21 protein-coding genes are annotated in these 21999 nt (G+C 68.0%); 12 read left to right on the top strand and 9 right to left on the bottom strand.

The features are described from left to right. Positions 1–201: 201 nt before the first annotated feature. Positions 202–954: an SDR family oxidoreductase gene (locus tag V7E00_RS03030; protein ID WP_333571203.1), complete on the top strand. Its 753-nt coding sequence runs from the start codon at positions 202–204 to the stop codon at positions 952–954. Positions 955–1083: 129 nt separating this feature from the next. Here V7E00_RS03030 and V7E00_RS03025 read toward each other — a convergent pair whose 3' ends face one another. From V7E00_RS03025 to V7E00_RS03010, 4 genes are all read right to left on the bottom strand, one after another. Further along, positions 1084–1572, bottom strand: a complete 489-nt coding sequence (locus tag V7E00_RS03025; RefSeq protein ID WP_333571202.1) for a chorismate--pyruvate lyase family protein — start codon at positions 1570–1572, stop codon at positions 1084–1086. Continuing rightward, positions 1572–4235 (bottom strand): pyruvate, phosphate dikinase, encoded by a 2664-nt coding sequence (gene ppdK / locus V7E00_RS03020; protein ID WP_333571201.1) that lies wholly within the window; start codon positions 4233–4235, stop codon positions 1572–1574. Before ppdK ends, V7E00_RS03025 begins: the two co-directional genes overlap by 1 nt. Before the next feature lie 162 nt (positions 4236–4397). Further along, positions 4398–6506 (bottom strand): glycine--tRNA ligase subunit beta, encoded by a 2109-nt coding sequence (gene glyS, locus V7E00_RS03015; RefSeq protein WP_333571200.1) that lies wholly within the window; start codon positions 6504–6506, stop codon positions 4398–4400. A 247-nt stretch (positions 6507–6753) separates the two neighbouring features. After that, positions 6754–7620, bottom strand: coding sequence for a glycine--tRNA ligase subunit alpha (locus tag V7E00_RS03010; protein ID WP_333572366.1), 867 nt, complete (start codon positions 7618–7620; stop codon positions 6754–6756). A gap of 143 nt (positions 7621–7763) precedes the next feature. Between V7E00_RS03010 and V7E00_RS03005 the strand changes: the two genes are divergently transcribed. The 5 genes from V7E00_RS03005 (at position 7764) to V7E00_RS02985 (ending at position 10719) form a co-directional block, all read left to right on the top strand. After that, positions 7764–8627, top strand: a complete 864-nt coding sequence (locus V7E00_RS03005) for a TraB/GumN family protein (RefSeq protein WP_333571199.1) — start codon at positions 7764–7766, stop codon at positions 8625–8627. Between the two features lie 121 nt (positions 8628–8748). Then, positions 8749–9348 (top strand): 50S ribosomal protein L25/general stress protein Ctc, encoded by a 600-nt coding sequence (locus V7E00_RS03000; RefSeq protein WP_333571198.1) that lies wholly within the window; start codon positions 8749–8751, stop codon positions 9346–9348. 79 nt (positions 9349–9427) lie between these two features. Further along, complete coding sequence (gene pth / locus V7E00_RS02995; RefSeq protein WP_333571197.1) at positions 9428–9997, top strand: aminoacyl-tRNA hydrolase; 570 nt, start codon at positions 9428–9430, stop codon at positions 9995–9997. 104 nt (positions 9998–10101) lie between these two features. After that, on the top strand, positions 10102–10533 hold the full coding sequence (locus tag V7E00_RS02990; protein ID WP_333571196.1) for an NIPSNAP family protein: 432 nt from the start codon (positions 10102–10104) through the stop codon (positions 10531–10533). A gap of 27 nt (positions 10534–10560) precedes the next feature. Further along, the gene (locus V7E00_RS02985) at positions 10561–10719 is read left to right on the top strand and encodes a hypothetical protein (protein WP_333571195.1); all 159 of its coding nucleotides are present in this window, start codon (positions 10561–10563) and stop codon (positions 10717–10719) included. Between the two features lie 73 nt (positions 10720–10792). Here V7E00_RS02985 and V7E00_RS02980 read toward each other — a convergent pair whose 3' ends face one another. After that, positions 10793–11803, bottom strand: a complete 1011-nt coding sequence (locus V7E00_RS02980) for a transferrin-binding protein-like solute binding protein (RefSeq protein ID WP_333571194.1) — start codon at positions 11801–11803, stop codon at positions 10793–10795. Between the two features lie 193 nt (positions 11804–11996). On the opposite strand from V7E00_RS02980, the gene ychF reads away from it, so the two are divergent. After that, complete coding sequence (gene ychF, locus V7E00_RS02975; protein ID WP_333571193.1) at positions 11997–13094, top strand: redox-regulated ATPase YchF; 1098 nt, start codon at positions 11997–11999, stop codon at positions 13092–13094. Positions 13095–13219: 125 nt separating this feature from the next. Here ychF and V7E00_RS02970 read toward each other — a convergent pair whose 3' ends face one another. Both V7E00_RS02970 and V7E00_RS02965 read right to left on the bottom strand, forming a co-directional pair. After that, positions 13220–13561 (bottom strand): response regulator, encoded by a 342-nt coding sequence (locus V7E00_RS02970; protein WP_333571192.1) that lies wholly within the window; start codon positions 13559–13561, stop codon positions 13220–13222. Between the two features lie 9 nt (positions 13562–13570). Next, complete coding sequence (locus V7E00_RS02965) at positions 13571–14962, bottom strand: sensor histidine kinase (RefSeq protein WP_333571191.1); 1392 nt, start codon at positions 14960–14962, stop codon at positions 13571–13573. Positions 14963–15234: 272 nt separating this feature from the next. On the opposite strand from V7E00_RS02965, the gene V7E00_RS02960 reads away from it, so the two are divergent. Further along, positions 15235–17001 carry a methyl-accepting chemotaxis protein gene (locus V7E00_RS02960; protein ID WP_333571190.1) on the top strand — a complete coding sequence of 589 codons (1767 nt, stop codon included), beginning with the start codon at positions 15235–15237 and terminating at the stop codon, positions 16999–17001. A 120-nt stretch (positions 17002–17121) separates the two neighbouring features. Here the strand turns inward: V7E00_RS02960 and V7E00_RS02955 are convergent, their stop codons facing one another. Continuing rightward, on the bottom strand, positions 17122–17520 hold the full coding sequence (locus V7E00_RS02955; protein WP_333571189.1) for a MerR family transcriptional regulator: 399 nt from the start codon (positions 17518–17520) through the stop codon (positions 17122–17124). Between the two features lie 58 nt (positions 17521–17578). Between V7E00_RS02955 and V7E00_RS02950 the strand changes: the two genes are divergently transcribed. From V7E00_RS02950 to V7E00_RS02935, 4 genes are all read left to right on the top strand, one after another. Then, on the top strand, positions 17579–18337 hold the full coding sequence (locus V7E00_RS02950) for a glutaredoxin (protein ID WP_333571188.1): 759 nt from the start codon (positions 17579–17581) through the stop codon (positions 18335–18337). A gap of 4 nt (positions 18338–18341) precedes the next feature. Then, positions 18342–19664 carry a hypothetical protein gene (locus V7E00_RS02945; protein ID WP_333571187.1) on the top strand — a complete coding sequence of 441 codons (1323 nt, stop codon included), beginning with the start codon at positions 18342–18344 and terminating at the stop codon, positions 19662–19664. A gap of 64 nt (positions 19665–19728) precedes the next feature. Next, entirely contained in the window at positions 19729–20994 is a 1266-nt protein-coding gene (locus V7E00_RS02940; protein ID WP_333571186.1) for an alkaline phosphatase family protein, read from the top strand. 42 nt (positions 20995–21036) lie between these two features. Beyond that, entirely contained in the window at positions 21037–21486 is a 450-nt protein-coding gene (locus V7E00_RS02935; RefSeq protein ID WP_333571185.1) for a MaoC family dehydratase, read from the top strand. Between the two features lie 20 nt (positions 21487–21506). Here the strand turns inward: V7E00_RS02935 and V7E00_RS02930 are convergent, their stop codons facing one another. After that, positions 21507–21923 (bottom strand): N-acetylmuramoyl-L-alanine amidase, encoded by a 417-nt coding sequence (locus tag V7E00_RS02930; RefSeq protein ID WP_333572365.1) that lies wholly within the window; start codon positions 21921–21923, stop codon positions 21507–21509. Between the last annotated feature and the right edge of the window lie 76 nt (positions 21924–21999).

The following is a 21999-nucleotide window of genomic DNA, read 5'->3' as shown; positions in this document are numbered from 1 at the left end:
CGCCCGGATCGGTTCCCCCCCTACCCGCCAGCCATGACCACGTCCTGATCGACGAGGGCCGGCCGGCTTCGGCAGCGCCCCTCTTCCGCAAGGAAGGGGGCGTTCCTGTTTCGGGCATCCCGCTCGTTTCAAGACAAGCAACGGGACGCGGCCCGCGCCACCCTGCCGCTACCCGTCCGGCTCCATGAAGGGAGATCGGACATGACGTTGCTCGCGGACAAGACAGCCATCATCACGGGAGCCAGTTCGGGGATCGGCCGCGCCGCCGCCCTGCTCTTTGCCGCGCAGGGCGCATCGCTGGTGCTGGTGGCGCGGCGGCAGGAGCGGCTCGACGCATTGGCAGCGGAGATCAACGCCGCGGGCGGCAGAGCCGTGGCAGTGGCCGGCGACGTGACAGACGCCGTGACACACGAGGCCGCCGTTGCCGCAGCCCTGGCATCGTTCGGCGGCCTGCACGTCGCGTTCAACAACGCGGGATTGGTGGGTCCGCTGCAGCCACTGGCGGCAATCGATCCGGCGGAGTGGCAGGCTGTGCTGGCGACCAACCTCACCGCCGCCTTCCTGGGCGCACGCGCACAGATCCCGGCGATGCTGGCGCGCGGCGGCGGTTCGCTGGTGTTCACCGGCAGCTTCGTCGGCGCGAGCGTGGGATTGCCGGGGATGAGCGCCTATGCCGCGGCCAAGGCGGGGCTGCTGGGCCTCGTCCGCGGCATCACCGCCGATTATGGCGCCGCCGGAATCAGAGCCAATGCCCTGCTCCCCGGCGGCACCGCGACCGAGATGGCCGGCGACGATGCGCAACGCGATTGGGCGGCGGGGCTGCATGCCATGAAGCGGATCGCCGCGCCGGAGGAGATCGCCCAGGCCGCGTTGTTCCTGGCCAGCGACATGGCGAGCTTCGTCACCGGCTCTGCACTTTGGGCCGATGGCGGCAATGCTGCCGTGAAGCTGTAGAACCAAACAGGAAGCGCCTCCCCTTCAGGGGAGGAGTTTGGGGTGGGGCCGTGTCTCACCGAGACCGTCGCTCTGGAGCGTTCTCCACCCCACGCCTCCCGAAGAGGAAGGGCTTGCAGGCTGCAGCGCCTAGCGCAGCACCGCCGCCGTATAATTCTCCACCACCTCGGCCAATGTCCGCCCCTCGCCGTCCAGCACCAGCGCACGGTGGCGCAGGACATAGGGTGCGATGCCAACCAGCACCTGCTCCAATGCCTTGCGGTGCGGGTGGAGCGGCCGGATCACCGCACCGAACGGGGTATCGCCCTGCTCCAGCGCGGCATTCATGTCCGGGGTAAGGCGCGACGGCACGTACCAGTTCTCGGCGATCGAGAAGGCCACGCCCGCGCAGCTGAGCACGACGCTGCGATATGCCACCCGCTCGCCCTGCCCGACGCCCAGCCTTTTGCGCTGCTCGGGGCTGGGTTCCTTGTGCGCCTGGCGATCGACTTCGGCGCGGATCGGCCCGCCGCAGCGGCGTTCCAGCACGGCGGTGGCAGTAGGGCTGGCGAGCAGGTCGCGGCTCAACTCCGCCGCACCTTCCGTCGCCGCCGCTACCGCCACCGTCGCAATCAGCATCACTTCCCTCGAATAGCCGCCTGCGCTGCCGCCAGCCGCGCGATCGGCACGCGATAGGGCGAAGCCGAGACATAATCGAGCCCCGTCTTCTCGCAGAATGCGATCGATGCCGGATCGCCGCCATGTTCGCCGCAGATGCCGAGCTTGATGTCGCCCCGCGTCGCGCGGCCGCGCTCGGCGGCGAGCGCGATCAGCTGGCCGACGCCCTCCACGTCGAGGCTCACGAACGGGTCCTTGGCGTAGATGCCCTTCTCGACATAGGTCGTCAGGAAGCGCGAGGCATCGTCGCGGCTCACGCCCAGCGTGGTCTGGGTGAGGTCGTTGGTGCCGAACGAGAAGAAGGCGCCCACCTCGGCGATCTCGCCCGCCATCAGCGCGGCACGGGGCAGCTCGATCATCGTGCCGACCAGATAGTCGATCGTGCGGCCCTTCTCGGCGAACACTGCCTGCGCCGCCTTGTCGACCACCGTCTTCATCAGCTCCAGCTCGCGCCGGGTGGCGACCAGCGGGATCATCACTTCCGGCACCGGCGCCGCACCCGACTTCTCGGCGACGGCAATGGCCGCCTCGAAGATCGCGCGCGCCTGGATCTCGTAGATTTCGGGATAGGTCACACCCAGACGACAGCCGCGATGGCCGAGCATCGGGTTGAACTCGTGCAGCTCGGCCGCGCGGCGCTTGAGCGTATCCACATCCACGCCCGCCGCCGTGGCGACTTCGGCGAACTCCGCCTCTTCGTGCGGCAGGAATTCGTGGAGCGGCGGATCGAGCAGGCGGATCGTCACCGGCAGGCCCGCCATCACTTCGAAGATCTCGAGGAAGTCGCTGCGCTGTTCGGGGAGCAGCTTCTCCAGCGCGGCGCGACGGCCGGCCTCGTTCTCGGCGAGGATCATCTGGCGCACCGCGGTGATGCGCGCAGAATCGAAGAACATGTGCTCGGTCCGGCACAGGCCGACCCCCTCCGCGCCGAACTCGCGCGCGGTACGGCAGTCGAGCGGTGTCTCCGCATTGGCGCGCACCTTGAGGCGGCGGACCTCGTCGGCCCACACCATCAGCGTGCCGAAATCGCCCGACAGCTCGGGCTGCACGGTCGGCACCTGGCCGGCCATCACTTCGCCGGTCGCGCCGTCGATGGTGACCATGTCGCCTTCGCGGACTTCGCGGTCGCCGACGCGCATCACCTTCTCCCGCGCGTTGATCGACAGGCTGCCCGCGCCCGAGACGCACGGCCGCCCCATGCCGCGCGCGACGACCGCCGCATGGCTGGTCATGCCGCCGCGCGCCGTCAGGATGCCCCGCGCCGCGTGCATGCCGTGGATGTCCTCGGGGCTGGTCTCGACGCGGATCAGGATCACCGAATCGCCGGCATTGGCGCGCTTCTCGGCGGTGTCGCTGTCGAACACCGCGAGGCCCGAGGCCGCGCCGGGGCTGGCGGGCAGGCCCTTGGTCAGCACGTCGCGCGGTGCGCTGGGGTCGAGCGTCGGGTGGAGCAGCTGGTCGAGCGCCTGCGGATCGACGCGCAGGATCGCCTCTTCCCGCGTAATCAGCCCCTCGTTCGCCATGTCGACCGCGATTTTCAGCGCCGCCTTGGCGGTGCGCTTGCCGCTGCGGGTCTGCAGCATCCACAGCTTGGCGCGCTCGACGGTGAACTCGATGTCCTGCATGTCGCGGTAATGGGTCTCGAGCCGGTCGAACACCGCCGCCAGCTCGCCGTACACCTCGGGCATCGCCTCTTCCATCGAGGCGGGCTTGGCGCCTGCCGTCTCGCGGGCGCGCTTGGTGAGGTACTGCGGCGTGCGGATGCCCGCGACGACGTCCTCGCCCTGCGCGTTGATCAGGAACTCGCCATAATAAGCGCGCTCGCCGGTGGAGGGATCGCGGGTGAACGCCACGCCGGTGGCCGAGGTGTCGCCCATATTGCCGAACACCATCGCCTGCACGTTCACCGCCGTGCCCCAGTCGGCGGGAATGTCGTTCAGGCGGCGATACACCTTGGCGCGCTCCGACTGCCACGAGCCGAACACGGCGCCGATCGCGCCCCACAGCTGGTCGTGCACGTCCTGCGGGAACGGCTTGTTCCACAGCTCCTCGACGATGCTCTTGTACTCGGCGACCAGCGCCTGCAGGTCGCCGGCCGACAGCTCGGTGTCGAGCGTGAAGCCGCGATCTTCCTTGGCGATCTCCAGCGCTTCCTCGAACCGGCCATGGTCGAGGCCGAGGACCACATCGGCATACATCTGGATGAAGCGGCGATAGCTGTCCCACGCAAAGCGATCGTCGCCGCTGGTGGCGGCCAGGCCCTGCACGGTCTGGTCATTGAGGCCGAGGTTGAGGACCGTGTCCATCATGCCGGGCATTGAGACGCGCGCGCCCGAGCGGACCGATACGAGCAGCGGATCGGCCGCATCGCCGAATTTCTTCTCGGTGATGCCTTCGATATGCGCGATGCCGTTCGCGACCTCGGCCTTCACGCTCTCCGGGAAGGTCTCGCCTTCCTCATAATAACGCGTGCACATCGCCGTGGAGATGGTGAAGCCCGGCGGCACCGGCAGCCCGATCGAGGCCATCTCGGCGAGGTTCGCGCCCTTGCCACCGAGCAGATTCTTGTCGCCCGCACCACCGTCCGAAACACCACCGCCGAAGCGGTACACATATTGCGTCATTCTGATCCCCTTCCGATCGAAAGCGCCCCTTCAAGACAGAAGGGGCGCTACCGCAGCTGCGAAGACTCAGGAACCGCTGATTACGTTGTCGGTGCCGGATTATTTCGGAACAATGCCAGTTTCAGGCCAATTTGCCCGTGATTAATCGTACAATTAGGCGCTTCAACCCTCGATCTTGGCGAAGTCCGCCACCTTGTGCACTGCATCACGCATCCGCGCGAGCAGGCCCAGGCGCGCGGCGCGCTTCACCGGATCGGCATCGTTGACCGTCACCTGATCGAAGAACGCGTCGATCGGCGCGCGCAGGATCGCGAGCGCGGCCATGGCATCCTCGAACTGCTCGGCCTCGATCGCGGCGGTCGCCTTGGGCTCGGCGTCGTCGAGCGCAGCAGCGAGCGCGGCTTCGGCGGGTTCGGGCGCGGGGTTCACGGCGCCGGCTTCCCATTCCTCCTTCTTGAGGATGTTCGCCGCGCGCTTGTAGCCGGCGAGCAGATTGGCGCCGTCTTCGGTGGTGACGAACGCCTGCAGCGCCTTCACCCGCGCGAGCAGCCGGACGAGATCGTCCTCGCCGCCGAGCGCGAACACCGCGTCGATCAGGTCGTGGCGGACGCCGGCCTCGCGCTGCTGAACCTTTAGGCGGTCGGCGAAGAAGTCGAGCACGTCTTGGCTGACCGAGCGGAGCAGCGGGAAGCGCAGGCCGTTGTCGAGCAGGATGGCGAGCACGCCCAGCGCCGAGCGTCGCAGCGCGAACGGATCCTTGGAGCCGCTCGGCTTGAGGTCCACGCCGAAGAACTGGGTAATGCTGTCCAGCTTGTCCGCCAGCGCCACCGCCACCGTCACCGGATCGGTGGGGACGTCGTCGCCCTGCCCGACCGGCTTGTAGTGGTCGCGGATCGCCGCGGCGACGGCCGGGTCTTCCCCCTGCGCCGCGGCGTAATAGCCGCCCATCAGGCCCTGCAGCTCGGGGAATTCGCCGACCATGCCAGTGACGAGGTCCGCCTTGGCGAGCCGTGCGGCGCGTTCGGCGAGGGTGGCCAAAAGCTCCCTCTCCCCTCCAGGGGAGAGGGTTGGGGAGAGGGGCAGTGCAGCAGGCGAAGTGGCTTGTGGAGAGTCCCCCTCTCCCAACCCTCTCCCCTGGAGGGGAGAGGGCTTTATGACCCCACTCTCCACCAGCCAGCGCGCCAGCTTGGCGATGCGCTCGACCTTGTCGGCCACCGTGCCCAGCTTCTCGTGGAAGACGATCTTCTCGAGCTTCCCCGCCTGCTCGGCGAGCGGCACCTTCAGGTCCGTCTCGTAGAAGAAGCGCGCATCACTCAGCCGTGCGGCCAGCACCTTCTGGTTGCCCGCGACGATCTTCTCGCCGCCATCGACCGCGTCGATATTCGCCACGCACACGAAGGCGTTGGCCAGCTTGCCGGCACTATCACGGCAGACAAAATATTTCTGGTTCACCCGCGCGGTGAGCTGGATCACCTCGGGCGGCACTGCCAGGAACGCCTCGTCGAAGCGGCCGAGCAGCGGCATCGGCCACTCGGTCAGCCCGGCATTCTCGAACAGCAGGCCCTCGTCCTCAACCAGGCTGAGCCCGGCCTTCTGCGCCGCCATCTTCGCGCCCAGCGCGATGATGTTGCGGCGCTCGGCCCCGTCGACGATCACATGGCAGGCGCGCAGCTTCTCGACATAATCATCGGCCGAGCCAATCGTGATCACGCCCGGATGGTGGAAGCGATGCCCCACCGTCGCCGCGCCGCTGGTCACGCCGGCGATCTCGCACGGCACCACGTCGCTGCCGAACAGCGCGACGATGCCCTGGAGCGGGCGCACCCAGCGCGGGCTCTCCGTCGAGAGCGACGGCGCGCCCCAGCGCATGGACTTGGGCCACGGAAACGCGCGGATCACCGCCGGGATCGCGGCGGCCAGCACCTCGGCGGTCGCGCGGCCGGGCTTGTCCACAATTGCAAACAACACCCCGTCGCGCTCGACCAGCTGGTCGGCGGTCAGCCCGGTCTTGCGCAGAAAGCCTTCCAGCGCCTGGGGCGGCGCACCGACGCGCGGCCCCTTGGTCTCCTCGGAGACCGCGGCGGTCTGCTCGGGCAGGCCCTTGAGGATCAGCGACAGCCGGCGCGGCGTGGCATAGCTGATCGTCTCGGCGGCCTTGAGGCCGGCCTTGTCCAGCTCGGCGGCGAACAGGCGCGCGAGATCCTCCCGCGCCTTTTCCTGCATGCGCGCCGGGATTTCTTCGGAACGAAGTTCGAGGAGGAAGTCGGTCATGATTTCTTTTCACGCAAAGGCGCGAGGGCGCGAAGGAAGGGAGAAGGTTGGTTCACGCGGAGGCGCGGAGGCGCGGAGGTCGTCTCCGCCGCGCCAGCGGCCCCCATTCCAAAGCGTACACCAGATTGGCCACGGGCTTGAGGCCGGCTGGCGCCGCAGCTTGGACGGCAAGCTCCGCGCCTCCGCGCCTCCGCGCGAACCCAAAACTTGTTCGCGCCTTCGCGCCTTCGCGTGAACGAAAGGCGCATCACGCCGACCATCCCGGATAGGCGGCTTCCCATTCGGGGCTCTTCTTCTCGATCCACGCCGCACAAGCCCCCTTCGCCAGATCGCGCACCCGGCCGATATAGGCCTGGCGCTCCGCTACGGAGATCACGCCGCGTGCGTTCAGCAGGTTGAAGATGTGGCTCGCTTCGATCGCCTGTTCATAGGCCGGGATCGGCAGCTTGGCCTCCAGCGAGCGCTCGCACTCCGCCGCGGCCTTGCGGAACAGGTCGAACAGCGCCTCGGTATCGGCGACCTCGAAGTTCCAGGTCGACATCTCGCGCTCATTCTCCAGGAACACGTCGCCATACGTCACGCCCGCATCGTTGAAGGCGAGGTCGTACACGCTGTCCTTGTTCTGGATGTACATGGCGAGGCGTTCGAGCCCGTAGGTCAGCTCGCCCGCCACCGGCTTGCAGTCATAGCCGCCCATCTGCTGAAAATAGGTGAACTGGGTGACTTCCATCCCGTCGCACCACACTTCCCAGCCCAGGCCCCAGGCGCCCAGCGTCGGCGATTCCCAGTCGTCTTCCACGAAGCGGATGTCGTGTTTCGTGAAATCGATGCCGATCGCGGCCAGCGAGCCGAGGTACAGCTCCTGCAGGTCCGGCGGGCTCGGCTTCAGGATCACCTGATACTGGTAGTAATGCTGGAGCCGGTTGGGGTTCTCGCCGTACCGGCCGTCAGTCGGGCGGCGGCAGGGCTGGACGAAGGCGGCGTTCCACGGATCCGGCCCCAGCGCGCGCAGCGTGGTGGCGGGGTGGAAGGTGCCGGCGCCCATCCGCATGTCATAGGGCTGCAGGATCAGGCAGCCGCGCGTGCTCCAATAGTCGTGGAGCGTCAGGATCATGCGCTGGAAGCTGAGAGGTTCGGACAAGTTGGTCACCCTGTGAGGTTTGGAGAGCGCTTTGGCGCAGGGCGCGGAGGGGGTCAACCGCGGCCCCCCTCATGCGGGATTGTTGAACTGATCGGCCTGCTCCTCCACAAGGCCCCATGTTCCGCGCCCTCCTTCTCGCCGCCCTTCTTCTTCTCGGCAGCTGCGGCGCCGCACCCCGCGAGGCCAAGCCCGCGCTCTGGGCGGTGCGCGATGGCGACACTACCGTCTATCTGTTCGGCACCGTCCACCTGCTCCCCCCGGACCTGCGGTGGTTCGAGGGCCCGGTGCACACCGCCTTCGACGCGAGCGACACGCTGGTTCTCGAACTGGTGATGCCGCCTGAGGCCGAGACGCAGGCACTGCTCGACAAGCTCGGCCGCACCCCCGGGGACCCCACCGTCGCCGCCCTGCCCCCGCCCGAACACGCAAAGCTCGAAGGCGCGCTCCGCCAGGCGGGTCTCGCCTCCCAAGCGCTCGACCGGGACGAGCCCTGGCTGGCCGCGCTCACCCTGTCCCTGCTGCCGCTCCAGAAGCTCGGCTATGACGATGCGAACGGCGTGGAGCAGGTGCTGCAGGCTGCGGCGAACAAGGCAGGCAAGCAGGTGCAGGGGCTGGAGACCGCCGAGGAGCAGTTCGGCTATTTCGACCACCTCTCCGCCGCCGCGCAGGGCCGCCTGCTGGCGGACACGCTGGACGGGCTGCCGGAAACCGGCACGACCATCGACGCCGCGGTCGCCGCTTGGAGCAGGGGCGATGCCGATACGCTGGCCCGCCAGCTCAACGCCGACCTCGCGAAAAACCTCGAACTCCGCGAGACGCTGCTGCTCCGCCGCAACCAGCGCTGGGCGGACTGGGTCCGGAGCCGCATGCAGCGTCCGGGTGTCGTGTTCGTCGCGGTGGGCGCAGGGCATCTGGCCGGGGGGCAAAGCGTTCTGGCGTTGCTCGCCCAGGCAGGATTGAAGGTCGAGCGCCTGCAATGAGGCTGTGCCTTGCGATTTCCGCCCGTCTCGACTATAGGCGCGCGCTTGCTGGCACAGGGTCATCCCTGGAGGCCTGTACCGGCATGCACGTTGAAACATTTAGCGCATTGGAAATCGACACATGAGCGACACGCTTACGCTGTCGGCCGAAACGCGCGACCGGGCTGGCAAGGGAGCCTCCCGGGCGCTGCGTCGTGAAGGCCGCGTCCCCGCCGTGATCTATGGCAACAAGCAGGATCCGCAGAGCATCCACGTCAACGAGCGTGAGCTGCAGAAGCTGCTGAACACCGGCCACTTCTTCAACTCGGTGATCATGGTCAACGGCGAGCGCACGCTGGCCAAGGACGTCGCGTTCGACGTCGTGACCGACCGTCCGCTCCATGTCGACTTCCTGCGCATCTCCGAGCACGCGACCGTCCATGTCGAAGTGCCGATCGTGTTCGTCGACGAGGAAGCGGCCCCCGGCCTGAAGCGCGGCGGCGTGCTCAACATCGTCCGCCACGAGCTGGAGCTGGTGGTCGACGCGGCCGAGATCCCCGAGCAGATCGAAATCTCGCTCAAGGGCCTCGAAGTCGGCGATTCGCTGCACATCTCGGCCGTGACCCTGCCCAAGGGCGCGACCCCCGCGATCACCGATCGCGACTTCACCATCGCCACCGTCGTCGCGCCGTCGGCGCTGAAGTCGGCCGATGGCGAAGCCGCCGAGTCGGCCGAGGGCTGATCGCCCTTCCCGTCACGGGTTCAAAAGATCGCCTCCGCACCCTAGGTGCGGGGGCGATTTTGCTTTCAGGGAGTAGGTGATGCAGCTGTGGGTGGGTCTCGGCAATCCGGGGCCGCAATATGCGATGCACCGCCACAATGTCGGCTTCATGGCGATGGACGCGCTGGCTGAGGTGCATGGCTTCTCCGCCCCGAAGAAGCAGTTCCAGGGCTGGACCCAGGAAGGGCGTATCGGGACCGAGAAGATCGTGCTCCTGAAGCCGGGCACCTTCATGAACGAGAGCGGCCGCGCCGTTCGGTCGGCGATGGATTTCTACAAGCTGGCGCCGGAAGACGTGACCGTCTTCCACGACGAGCTCGACCTCTTGCCGATGAAGGTGAAGGTGAAGCGCGGCGGCGGCACGGCGGGGCATAACGGCCTGCGCTCGACCGACGCCCATCTGGGGCCGAATTTCCGCCGCGTCCGCCTGGGCATCGGCCATCCCGGGCACAAGGACCGGGTGACCGGCTATGTGCTCGGCAACTACGCCAAGACGGAGATCGAGCCGCTGAGCGACATGCTGGGCGCCATCGCCGCCGAGGCGCCGTGGCTGGCGGCCGGCGACGACGTGCGGTTCATGAACGAAGTGGCGCGGCGGATGCAGGACTGAGCGCCGGCGCGAGCGAACATTTCCACCGCAGTTTCAGCGCGTTGTGGCTTGATGCCGGCGGCAGTCATGGCATCCTTGCGCCGACCTCGATGAAGGGATGCCCGATGCGCCTTGTTCTGCCCGCTTTGCTCGCCCTGCTGCCCCTCGCCGCCCCCGCTTGCGCGCAGACCACCTCTGCCACGGCGCAGCAGCCGGTGTACGAGCTGCGCATCTACACCCCCGCTCCCGGCAAGGCTGACGCGCTCAACGCCCGCTTCCGCAACCACACGCTCAAGCTGTTCGAGAAGCACGGCATGCGCAACCTGGCCTATTGGAACGAGTTGCCTCGCGCCGACGCGCCGGACGGCCGCGTGGTCTACATCCTGTCCTATCCCAGCCGGGAGGCACGCGAGGCCGACTGGAAGGCGTTCGGTGCCGATCCCGAATGGCAGAAGGTGGTCGCCGAGTCCGAGGCGAACGGCAAGCTGGTGACCAGGGTCGACAGCATCTTCATGACCATGGCTGATTATTCGCCGCCGCTCGCGCCGGTGCGCTGAGCGACGCCTGAACGCGGGCAGGATGGCGTGAGCTCGCTGATTGATCTCGCGGTCGGGATCGTGGCGGACGTGTTCGGCTATCAGTTCGGCCGCGGGAGGCCGTGGTGGGTCGAATGGCTCGCGTCTTTCGGTTGCCTGCTCCTGCTCGCGCTGCTCGCGTTACCCTTCCTGCTCTTGCTCCACTGAGCGCAGCGCGACGGGGCGCAAAAAAAGAGGGGCCCGGTTCCCGAGCCCCTCCCTTTTCGATGCCAGGCGTCGCTTATTGCTGCTTCACGCCGACCACTTCGCCGACGATGCGCGTGTCCGCGCCGTTGATCGTGCCCGAGGCACCGAACACGACGCCGATGTTCACGCCCTTGGCGCCATAGAAAGCGCCGGTGATCGTGCCGGTCACCGGCGTGCCGCTGGCGAAGCTGCCGCTGAACTGGTTCTGGCCAATCGGGATCGCGCCCTGGGTATTCAGCGTCAGATAGGCGGTTTCGGCGCCACTGGTCGGTACCGTGGTCAGGTTCATCACGGTGGTCACCAGACCGGTCGCGAAGTTCACGGTCACCGTTGCCGTGCCGCCGACGCGGTTCAGCGTCGTGGCGCTGTTGGCGACGCTCACCGCACGGCCGACGATGCGCGCGGTGTAGGTGGCGGTGCCCGTCGTCGGCATGTCGTAGGACAGCGTCGGATAGCCCCAGATCGAGTAGGTCAGGCGCTTCTGGCCAGTGGTCGAATCACCCCGCCACCAGTTTGCGTAGCTCAGCACGGTCAGCTGCTTGAGCAGGCTGTCGCTGGTCACGACGGTCGCTGCGCCGATATTGTTGAGCACTTCGAGCTGGCTGAAATTGCCCGCGCCCGCGCCGGTCGCCGTGCTGACGCTGCGATAGACGAACTCGCTTACGGTGGGTGCCGCGGTGGTCAGCACGTTGGTGTTGGTGAAGCGCGATTCCTCCGCCGCCTCGTCCATCACGAAGGTGCCGTTGGTCAGGTCCGCCGTGGCGGCCAGCTTGACGCGGCTGGTGAAGGTTTCGGTTGCCGTCACGCCCAGCGTCACGGCGCCGGTGGCCGGATCGCCCGTGTAGTTGGTGGTCGCGTTCAGCGTGTTGAACTCGGTCGCGGCCGCCAGCGGGAACGCGGTGTAGGTCGGCGTCGGGGTGGGCGTCGGCGTCGGCGAGCTGGTCGGGGTCGGCGTCGGGGTCGACGAGGAATTCCCACCGCCGCTGCAGCTCGCCAGTGCGGCCGCAGCCGCGGCGCTGCCCAGAATGACATAACGGCGAATCATACGAAAACTCCTCGAGAACCTTGGCGCACAGCAGGAAAGACGTGCGGCTCCTGTACCGCAGGTGAACGGGCCTGCGTCAAGGCTAGACGCGTGGATGGGTGCGTCGCACTGGAAAAAGCCGCGGGCTGCGCGTATCGAGCGCCGCATATTGCCGGCGCGCCCGCCGGCCCCTTCACGACAGGATCGAAGTACCATGGGTTTCCGTTGCGGCATCGTCGGCCTGCCCAATGTCGGCAAGTCCACGCTTTTCAATGCGCTGACCGAGACGGCCGCGGCGCAGGCGGCCAATTATCCGTTCTGCACGATCGAGCCGAACGTCGGCAACGTCGCGGTGCCCGATCCGCGGCTGAACAAGCTGGCGGAAATCGCCGGCTCGCAGAAGATCATCGAGACGCAGCTCGGCTTCGTCGACATCGCCGGGCTGGTGCGCGGCGCCAGCAAGGGCGAAGGCCTGGGCAACCAGTTCCTCGGCAACATCCGCGAGGTGGACGCGGTCGTCCACGTGCTGCGTTGCTTCGAGAATGACGACATCCAGCATGTCGACAACCGCGTCGATCCGATCGCGGATGCCGAGACGGTCGAGACCGAGCTGATGCTCTCCGACCTCGAAAGCCTCGAAAAGCGCGTGCCCAACCTCGCCAAGAAGGCGGCGCAGGGCGACAAGGAGGCGAAGGCCGCCGCATCGGTGCTCGGCCAGGCGCTGGACCTGCTGCGCGACGGCAAGCCCGCCCGCCTCACCCAGCCCAAGGACGAGGACGAGGCCCGCCATCTGCGCCTCGCCCAGCTGCTCACCGCCAAGCCGGTCCTCTACGTGTGCAACGTCAACGAGGAAGACGCAGCAAACGGCAACGCGCTCTCGGCCAAGGTGTTCGCCAAGGCGGCGGCCGAAGGTGCGCAGGCGGTGGTCGTCTCCGCCGCGATCGAAGCCGAGATCGCGACCATGCCGCTGGAGGAGCGCGGCGAGTTCCTCGGCGAGCTGGGCCTGGAAGAGACCGGCCTCGCGCGCGTGATCCGTGCGGGCTACACGCTGCTCGACCTGCTGACCTTCTTCACCGTCGGCCCCAAGGAAGCGCGCGCCTGGACCGTTCATCGCGGCGCCACCGCACCGAACGCGGCGGGCGAGATCCACAGCGACTTCGAGAAAGGCTTCATCCGTGCCGAGACGATCGCCTACGACGATTTCGTGGCACTCGGCGGCGAAGCCAAGGCGCGCGAAGCCGGCAAGCTGCGCGCGGAAGGCAAGGCCTATGTCGTCCAGGACGGCGACGTGATGCACTTCCTGCACAGCTGAGTTTCCAAGCCCCTCCGCCCGGGAGGAGGGGTCGGGGTGGAGGGATTCCAGACCAGAAGTGGGTCTTGGTGAGACTCTGCCCCACCCCGACCCCTCCCCTGAAGGGGAGGGGCTAAGCAAGCTTTCTACCCACACGTCCTGGCGATCAGCGCCACCAGATGCTCGCGCAGGAACGGCTTCGCCAGCACCGGCCGCTCGCGATAGGCGTCTTCCAGGCCCAGAGCCCCATAGCCCGTCGCGAACGCGAACGGGATCGCGCGCTCGGCGAGAATATCCGCCACCGGGAAGGAACGGTGGCCGTCCAGATTGACATCGAGAATCGCCAGGTCGGCCTCTACCCGGCGCGCCGCTTCCAGCGCCTCGGGCAGGCGCATCGCGATCTCCACCACTTCGTGGCCGAGATCCTCCAGCATGTCCTCGATCAGGAAGGCGATCGTCATTTCATCTTCGACGATCAGGACACGCACGGCTTCATCCTATTCCACGGCGACGGCTGCGAGCGGCGCTTGGACAGTGCAGCGCAGCCCCTCGGGCTCGAAGTAAAGCGTAACCTTGCCGCCGAGTTCCCCCGCCAGGCCCCGTTCGATGAGCCGTGAACCGAAACCGCGACGATCCGGTGTTACGACCGGCGGGCCGCCCTGCTCGCGCCATTCCAGCTGCAGCCGGTCTCCAGCCACGGACCAGTCGATGGCCACCCGGCCGCGCTCGTTCGACCAGGCGCCGTATTTCACGGCGTTGGTGGAAAGCTCGTGCATCGCCAAGGCCATCGCCAGCGCCGTCTTGGGCGAGATCCGCACATCGCCGCCGGACAGCGTGCATCGGGCCGGATCATGCTGGTGCGGCCGTACCGCCTGCTCGATCGCCTCCCGCAGCGAGGCGCCTGCCCAGCGCTCGCCGGTGAGCAGGTCATTGGCCTGGGCGAGCGCCACCAGCCGCGCGGCGAACTGCTCCTGCGCCACCGCAAGGTCCGGCGCGGCGCGGAAGGTGCGCATGGCGATCGCCTGCACCATTGCCAGCGTGTTCTTCACCCGGTGGTTCAGCTCGTTGATCACCAGCCGCAGATGCTCGTTGGTACGCCGCTGCTCGGTGATGTCCGAAGCCGCGCCGAACCATTCGAGAATGGCACCGGATTCATCCGTGAGCGGCACGGCGCGCGATGCCACCCAGCCGACGCTGCCGTCCGCCTGGAGAACGCGGTGCTCCAGCTCGAGCGGTTGCCGGGTCGCAACGGCCTCGTCGATCGCCGCCTGCACCCGCGCGCGATCCTCCGGATGCAGATAGACCTGCATCCAGTCCGGCATCGTGTGGCTGGCGTCCGCCAGGAAGGTGCCGCCATCCAGGTGCAGCAGTTCGGACCAATCCGGGTTCATTCGGTAGATGGCGTCGGACGTCGCCTCGACAAAGGCGCGCAGCCGCCGCTCGCTTTCGCGCAACTGGCGCTGGGCGAGCACCTTCTGGGTGGTCTCGACGACGATCGCGATCACGCCGGCAGGCGTACCGGTCTCATCGAGCACCGGCGAATAGTCCAGGTCCATCCACACGGGCTCGAGCTTGCCGCGGCGCTGCAGGGCGAGCTCCTGCTCGCGATAGGCAAGGGTCTGGCCGCTGAGGCCGACCCGCATGACATGATCGTTGAAGTCGGCGATCTCGGCCCAGCCTTCGCGCACCTTCGACCCCAGCAGCGCCGGGTGCCGGCTGCCGGCGAATTCGGAATAGGCGTCGTTGTAGATCATCACGCCGTCCTCGCCCCACAGCAGCACGATCGGCACGGGCGAGAGCAGCAGCATCTGCGTGACCGACTTCAGGCTTTGCGGCCACTGCGCCAGCGCCCCGATCGAGGTCGCCGCCCAATCGAAGTCGCGGATCATCTGCCCCAATTCCCCCCCGCCTATCGGGTAATCCGCATCGCCCATCACGCTCCTCCACCTGGCCCACCGCGCCGTCCCACGGCGACACGCACAATGTTTCAGGAGCGCAATAGTTCACTTGTCCGAACTGCCGCGCTGGATGCGGCCGGCCGAGGGCAGCGAGCCTCGCACCGCCTGACCTGCAACAATTTGCGCAGGCACGCCCGCAACGCGCTGGGAAAATTCCTATAATGTGCCCGTTACGGGGGCAGAACGCACTCGGGGGGACATAGATGACGATTACCGCGCGGGTTCGTGGGGGCGCCGTGGCGCTGATCCTGCTTCTCGGGATTGCCTTCGCCGTTTCGGCATGGCGCATCCACACCATCCGCATGGGTGGGCCGATGCACCAGGCGTCGATGCAGATCGCCGATCTCAACGCCGATATCCTGCCGCCGCCGGAATATATCATCGAGCCCTATCTGGAGGCGACGCTGCTGCTCGACCATCCGGAGCGGCTGCCCGCGGCACGCGCCCGCCTGGCGGAGCTGCGCAAGCAATATGACGATCGACACGCCGTATGGGAGCAGTCGGCCCTGCCCGATCGGCTGAAGCGCGCGATCCTCGCCGATACCCATAGGCCGGCGATGCGCTTCTGGCAGGAGGCACAGGGCCCGTTCCTCGCCGCCGTCGCCGCCAACGACATGACAGCTGCCCGCCGCAGCTACGCGCAGTTGAGCGAAGCCTATGACGCGCACCGCAAGGCGATCGACGCGCTCGTCAAGGCCACCGGCGAGGAGCAGGCCGCACTGGGCGACCGCTCGGCGCAGTCGCTCGGGGCATCGCTGATCGTGCTGGCCTTGCTGGCACTGGCACTGTTCGGGACAATCGGCTGGTTCGCCTGGTGGCTTACGGGGCAGCTTGCACGGCCGCTGTCGCAGGTTGCCCAGGCCACCACCACGCTATCGCGCGGGCAGGATACCCCCATCCCCTATCGCGACCGAACCGACGAGCTGGGCGAGATCGCCCAGGCTGTCGCGCGCTTCCACGCCGCGGCGCGCAGCCGGGCCGAGATGGACGCGGCCCACCTCGCCGAGCAGGAAAGCGTCGGCGAGATGCTGGCCACCGCGCTGGCGGCCCTGGAGAAGGGCGACCTGCGCCACCGCATCACTGCCGCCTTCCCCGGCATGTACGAGCCCGTGCGCCTCAGCTTCAACCGGGCTGCCGGTGCGCTGTCGGCGATGCTCCGCACCACGATCATGAGCGCGCGCAACATCGGCACCGGCTCGAGCGAGATCGCCACCGCTTCCGAGGACCTGGCCCGCCGCACCGAAGGCACCGCCCATTCGCTGCAGGAAGCCAGCAGCGCGATCCAGCTGATCGAGAACCGCCTGAAGAGCAGCAGCCAGTCGGCCGAGACGACGATGGCGCGCGCCGAACAGGCAGGGGCTGCCGTTCATGCCGGCCGCAGCACCGCGCAGAATGCCGCGGCGGCAATGAACAACGTCTCGGAACGCGCCGACGCGATCGACACGGTGGTCGAAGGGCTGGACAAGATCGCGTTCCAGACGCGCGTCCTCGCGATGAACGCGGCGGTCGAGGCAGGGCGCGCCGGCGAGGCCGGGCGCGGCTTTGCGGTGGTCGCCGACCTGGTCTCCGCCCTCGCGCTGCGGTCCGAGGAAGAGGCCAAGCGCGGCCGCGAACTGATCAACGAGACGCAGGTCGATGTCGCCCGCGCCGCCAGCGAGGTGCGCGCCGTCGACGCTGCGCTGGAGGAAATCGTCGCGGATTTCGACGGCGTGCAGACGCTGCTCCAGGCGCTGCGCGAGGACAATCACTCGCAGGCAACGGCGATCTCGGAAATCACGCGCACGGTAATGGAAATGGAGGCCGCCACGCAGCAGAACGCCGCGATGGTGGAAGAGACTTCCGCCGCCGCCCGCTCGCTCGACAGCGAGGCCAGCCTGCTGCTCCGCAACGCCGAGGCATTCCGCGTCGACGACGATGCACCGGTGCGGGGCCAGAGCGCCGCCGCCCCCGCCTTCGCGATGATGCACTGAGAGTCTGTTTGAAGCCGCGCCGCGACGCGTCTTGCGGCACCGGCCCGCTGGCGCGGCCCGAGAATTCGCTCTTCCGCGGATTTCCAAACAGGCCCTGAGGATAGGGGAGGATCGCCTCCCCTATCCCTCGAATGCCGTGAGGATCGGGCACGGCCCGGCGCTGCCCGATCCGCATTCACGCGCCAGCCGCGCCAGCCCTTCGCGCGCCTGCACCAGCTCGGCAATCTTCCCGTCGAGCGCCACGATCCGCGCGCGCGCCAGTTCGCGCGCCCGGGCGCGGTCGTCGGTGGCGTCGAGTTCCAGCAGTTCGCCGATCTCCTCCAGCGTGAACCCTGCGGCCTGCGCCGAGCGGATGAAGCGCAGCCGCCGCACCTGATCCTCGCCATAGCGACGCACCCCCGCGTCCGGCCCGGCGCGCCGCGCGGGCGTGGGGAGCAGCCCGCGGCGCTGGTAGTAGCGCACCGTCTCCACCCCCACGCCGCCGGCCTCGGCAAGTTTTCCGATCGTGAGCTGCGACATCCCTTGACTCCGTACCATGGTACAGAGCCTATAGAGGCTGCGGAGCCAAGGAAAGCCTATGCCGTCCGCCTCGAACAAGACCGCAATTCTCTACCGCATGGTGATGGGCAAGCATGTCTGCCCCTGGGGTCTGCGCGCCCTGCACCTGTTGAAACGTCACGGCTACACGGTCGACGACCGCCATCTCACCACCCGCGAGGAGACCGATGCCTTCAAGGCGCGGCACGCCGTGTCGACCACCCCGCAGGTCTTCATCGGCGAGCAGCGGATCGGCGGGCACGACGATCTCCGCCGGCATCTCGGCCTGCACGTGCGCGATCCCAAGGCGAAGACCTATCGTCCCGTAATCGCGCTGTTCGCCATCGCCGCGCTGATGGCGATCGCCGCCAGCCAGGCAGCCTATGCGACGCCGTTCACGATGCGGGCCGGCGAATGGTTCGTCAGCTTCTCGATGTGCCTGCTGGCGATGCTCAAGCTGCGCGACGTCTCCGGCTTCGCGACGATGTTCCTCGGCTACGACCTGCTCGCCCGGCGCTGGGTGCCCTATGCCACGCTCTACCCCTTCGCGGAGGCGGTCGCCGGGCTGCTGATGACGGCGAACGTGCTGACCTGGTTCTCGGCCCCGCTCGCGCTGTTCATCGGCGGCATCGGCGCCGTATCCGTATTCAAGGCGGTCTATGTCGATCGCCGCGACCTCAAATGCGCCTGTGTCGGCAGCGACAGCAATGTGCCGCTCGGCTTCGTGTCGCTCACCGAAAACCTGATGATGATCGCGATGGGCGTCTGGATGCTCGCGCGCACCGTTCTGGGAGTCTGATCCTTTGCGTACCCTGCTGCCCGCCCTCGCCCTGCTCGCCCCCCTGCCCGCGCTGGCGCAGGAAGACCACAGCATGCACGACATGTCCGGCATGGCGGCCGAACCGACGCCGCAGGACCATGCCGCAATGGCCCACACCATGCCGGGCATGGACGCGAACCAGCCGATGCCGATGATGCGGATGGGCGGCTCCGACCATGCTGCAGGCGGTTCGGGCACCGCGCTGCTCCCGCAGGCAGACGGCCCGATGCGCGGAGTGATGCTCAGCCACGGCGACTGGATGGTGATGGCGCACGGCTATCTCTGGGGTGTCTATACCGATCAGGGCGGCAGGCGCGGCAGCGACGAGGCCTTCGTCGAATCGATGGCGATGCTCAGCGCGACGCGCGACTGGGGCAACGGCACCACGCTCCAGCTCCGCGCGATGGGCAGCCTGGAGCCCGCCATGGGCCAGCGCGGTTATCCCAATCTGTTTGCCGGCGGCGAAACGGCGAACGGCCAGCCGCTGGTCGATCGCCAACATCCGCATGACCTGTTCATGGAGCTTTCCGCCCGCGTCGACACCCAGGTGGCGCCGGGCACCAAGCTGTTCGTCTATGGCGGCCCCGTCGCCGAGCCGGCGCTCGGCCCCAGCGCCTTCATGCACCGCCGATCGGCCCGATACTTCGCGCTTTCCCCGATCTCGCATCACTGGTTCGACAGCAGCCACATCACCTATGGCGTCGTGACCGGCGGCGTGCAGGCGGGGCGCGTGCAGCTCGAAGGCTCGTGGTTCAACGGTCGGGAGCCGGACGAGCATCGCTGGGACATCGATCGCATCAAGCTCGACAGCTGGAGCATGCGCGCCAGCTGGTCCCCCACCGACCGCTGGGTCGCACAGGTCTCGACCGGGCGGCTCAAGAGCCCGGAGGTCACCCATCCGGGCGAAGACGAGCAGCGCACCACCGCCAGCCTCCACTACAGCACCGGCAAGGTGTCCGCGATGGTTGCTTATGCCGCAAAGCACCGGCTGCCGGGACCGGTGCTAAGCGCCTGGACCGCGGAGGCGAACTGGGACGTCACCAGCCGCCACAGCCTGTTTGGCCGGGTGGAGAATGTCGCCAATGACGAGCTGTTCCCCGATCATGACGATGCGCTGCACGACACCAGGTTCCGCGTCACGCGGTTCGAGGGCGGCTATGCGTACCGCATCCCGCTTGCGCACCAGACGGAGCTGGCCCTCGGCGGATCGGTCGCCACCTATGCCAAGCCCAGCGCGCTCGATGCGGCCTATGGCAAGGCACCGGTGAGCTACACCTTGTTCGCGCGGCTGGCGCTGGGGCGGTAAGGACCGGCGCTTCTCCCACCGCCGCGGTCTTCCCCTCGCAACAAATCCGGCGCATGGAGCGGCCATGCGCTGGACCACCCGTATCGCCGCCGCCGCGCTAGTCGCGGTTCTCCAGGCCTGTGCCACGCCGCCGGCCTATACCCCGCCCCCGCCCGCCGCGGCAGTCGAGGCGCGCGTGCCCGTCACGATCCTGGTATCGATCGACGGGTTCCGCGCGGACTATCTGCAGCGCGGCGTCACGCCCAATCTGAACCGGCTGGCGGCGGCCGGCATCAGCGGCCCGATGCGGCCCAGCTTTCCCAGCAAGACCTTCCCGAACCATTGGACGCTCGTCACCGGCAAGGTGCCCGATCACAATGGCATCGTGGCGAACAGGATGGAGGATCCGGCGCGCCCGAACGAAGTCTTCACCATGGCGACCGACGACCCCTTCTGGTGGAATGCGACGCCGCCGATCTGGGTCGATGCGGAACAGGCCGGCATCCGCACGGCAACGATGTTCTGGCCGGGTGCGAACGTCGCCTTTGGCGGGGAAGCCGGCGGCGGCCACGGTGCGGTGAAGGGCGGCACCCGGCCCCAAGACTGGCAGCAGTTCAACCAGGCCGTCACCGGCGAGCAGCGGGTCAATGCGGTGCTCGACTGGCTCCGCCGCCCGGCCGGAATCCGCCCCCGCTTCCTCACCCTCTATTTCGACGCGGTCGACACGGCTGGCCACGGCTTCGGTCCCGATGATGCACGCACCACCGCCGCCGCGGCCGAGGTGGACCGGCAGATCGGGGCGCTGGTCGACGGGCTGAGCGTGCTGCACCAGCCCGCCAACCTGGTCATCGTCGCCGATCACGGCATGGCGGCCACCAGCAGCGACCGGGTGGTGACGCTCGGCGAGGCCGCGGCCCTGTCGCATGTGGTCGAGACCGGCCCCTATGCCAGCCTGACGCCCTTACCCGGTAACGAAGCCGCGGTCGAAAAGGCGCTGCTCGGCCGCCACCCGCACATGGAGTGCTGGCGCAAGGGCGCGATCCCGGCCCGGCTGCGCTACGGCACCCATCCCCGGATTCCGGCGATCTTCTGCCTTGCCGAGACCGGCTGGCTGATCCTCGACAAGCCGCCCGAAAAGCCCTTCGCCGGCGGCAATCACGGCTATGACAATCAGGCGCCGGAAATGGCCGCGCTGTTCGTCGCTGCCGGGCCCGCCTTTCGACACGGCACGGTGCCGGCGTTCGACAATGTCGACATCACCCCACTGCTGCGCGACGTGCTGGGACTGCCGTCGAAGGCGGGCCTCGACGGCGACGACGCACCGTTCAGGGGGCTTCTCCAGGCCCGCTGAAAGCGCTTGCCAGAACCAGGTTTCTGATTGAAACTCGTCGCCATGCGCTTCTTCGACGACATCCAGCCAGGCGAGCGGGCGAGTTTCGGCCGCTATGACGTCACTCGCGAGGAAGTGCTCGACTTCGCCCGAAAATACGACCCGCAGCCCTTTCACCTGTCAGACGAGGCGGCGGCGGCCACGCATTTCGGTCGGCTGGCAGCGAGCGGCTGGCACACCAACGCGATGACCATGGCGATGCTGGTCGCGCACCACCAGGAAGCACCGATCGCCAGCCTGGGCGCTGCGGGCATCGATGAACTCCGCTGGCTGAAACCCGTCTATCCGGGCGACGTGCTCCGCTGCGAGACCGAAGTACTGGAAGCCCGCGCCTCGCAGAGCCGGCCGGAAATGGGCATCGTGCGCAGCCGGATGACGACGTTCAACCAGAAGGACGAGCCGGTTCTGACCTTCATCGCCAACGCCCTGGTCGCTCGCCGCACGGCGGGTTGAACCCGCGCCCCGTCAAGGCTTCACCGCCCCGCCACCAACGCGTTTAGCCGGTCGATCGGCAGCGCCGGACCGGGATCGAGCTTGCGCCCGCGCGGCACGGCGATCGCACTATGGGCGAGCACGGCCCGAAGGCTGGGATAGGCGGCCTTCAGCGCGCGCAGCACCTTCTCGGCCGCCTGGAGCTGCGCAGGCGTGTAGCGCTCCCAGCCCGTTGCACGCCCATCCGCCTCCCGCACCACCAGCACTTGCCCGTCCGGCACCGTTTCCCCCCGGAGGTTTCGCCACGCGCCCGGCTGGCCGTCGAGCCGACCATAGTTGGCGAACATGATGCCCAGCGTGGTGCCGTTGAGGCCCTTCAGCTCCTGCCATGCGCTGGCGCCGGCATGATTGGCGGATGATGTCGAAGGGCACGAGCTGGGTGATCGAACCGTCGCGATTGATCTCCAGATGTGCGCCGCCCGGTGCGCCGGGATCCTTGAACATCCGCTTCAGTTCCCCGTCGCGACCGGCCGA

The sequence above is a fragment of the Sphingomonas sp. genome, from assembly GCF_036731925.1.
In the GTDB taxonomy this organism is placed as follows: Bacteria; Pseudomonadota; Alphaproteobacteria; order Sphingomonadales; family Sphingomonadaceae; genus Sphingomonas.
The sequence above is the reverse complement of the archived record's forward strand: the minus strand, read 5'-3'. Positions and strand labels throughout refer to the sequence as shown.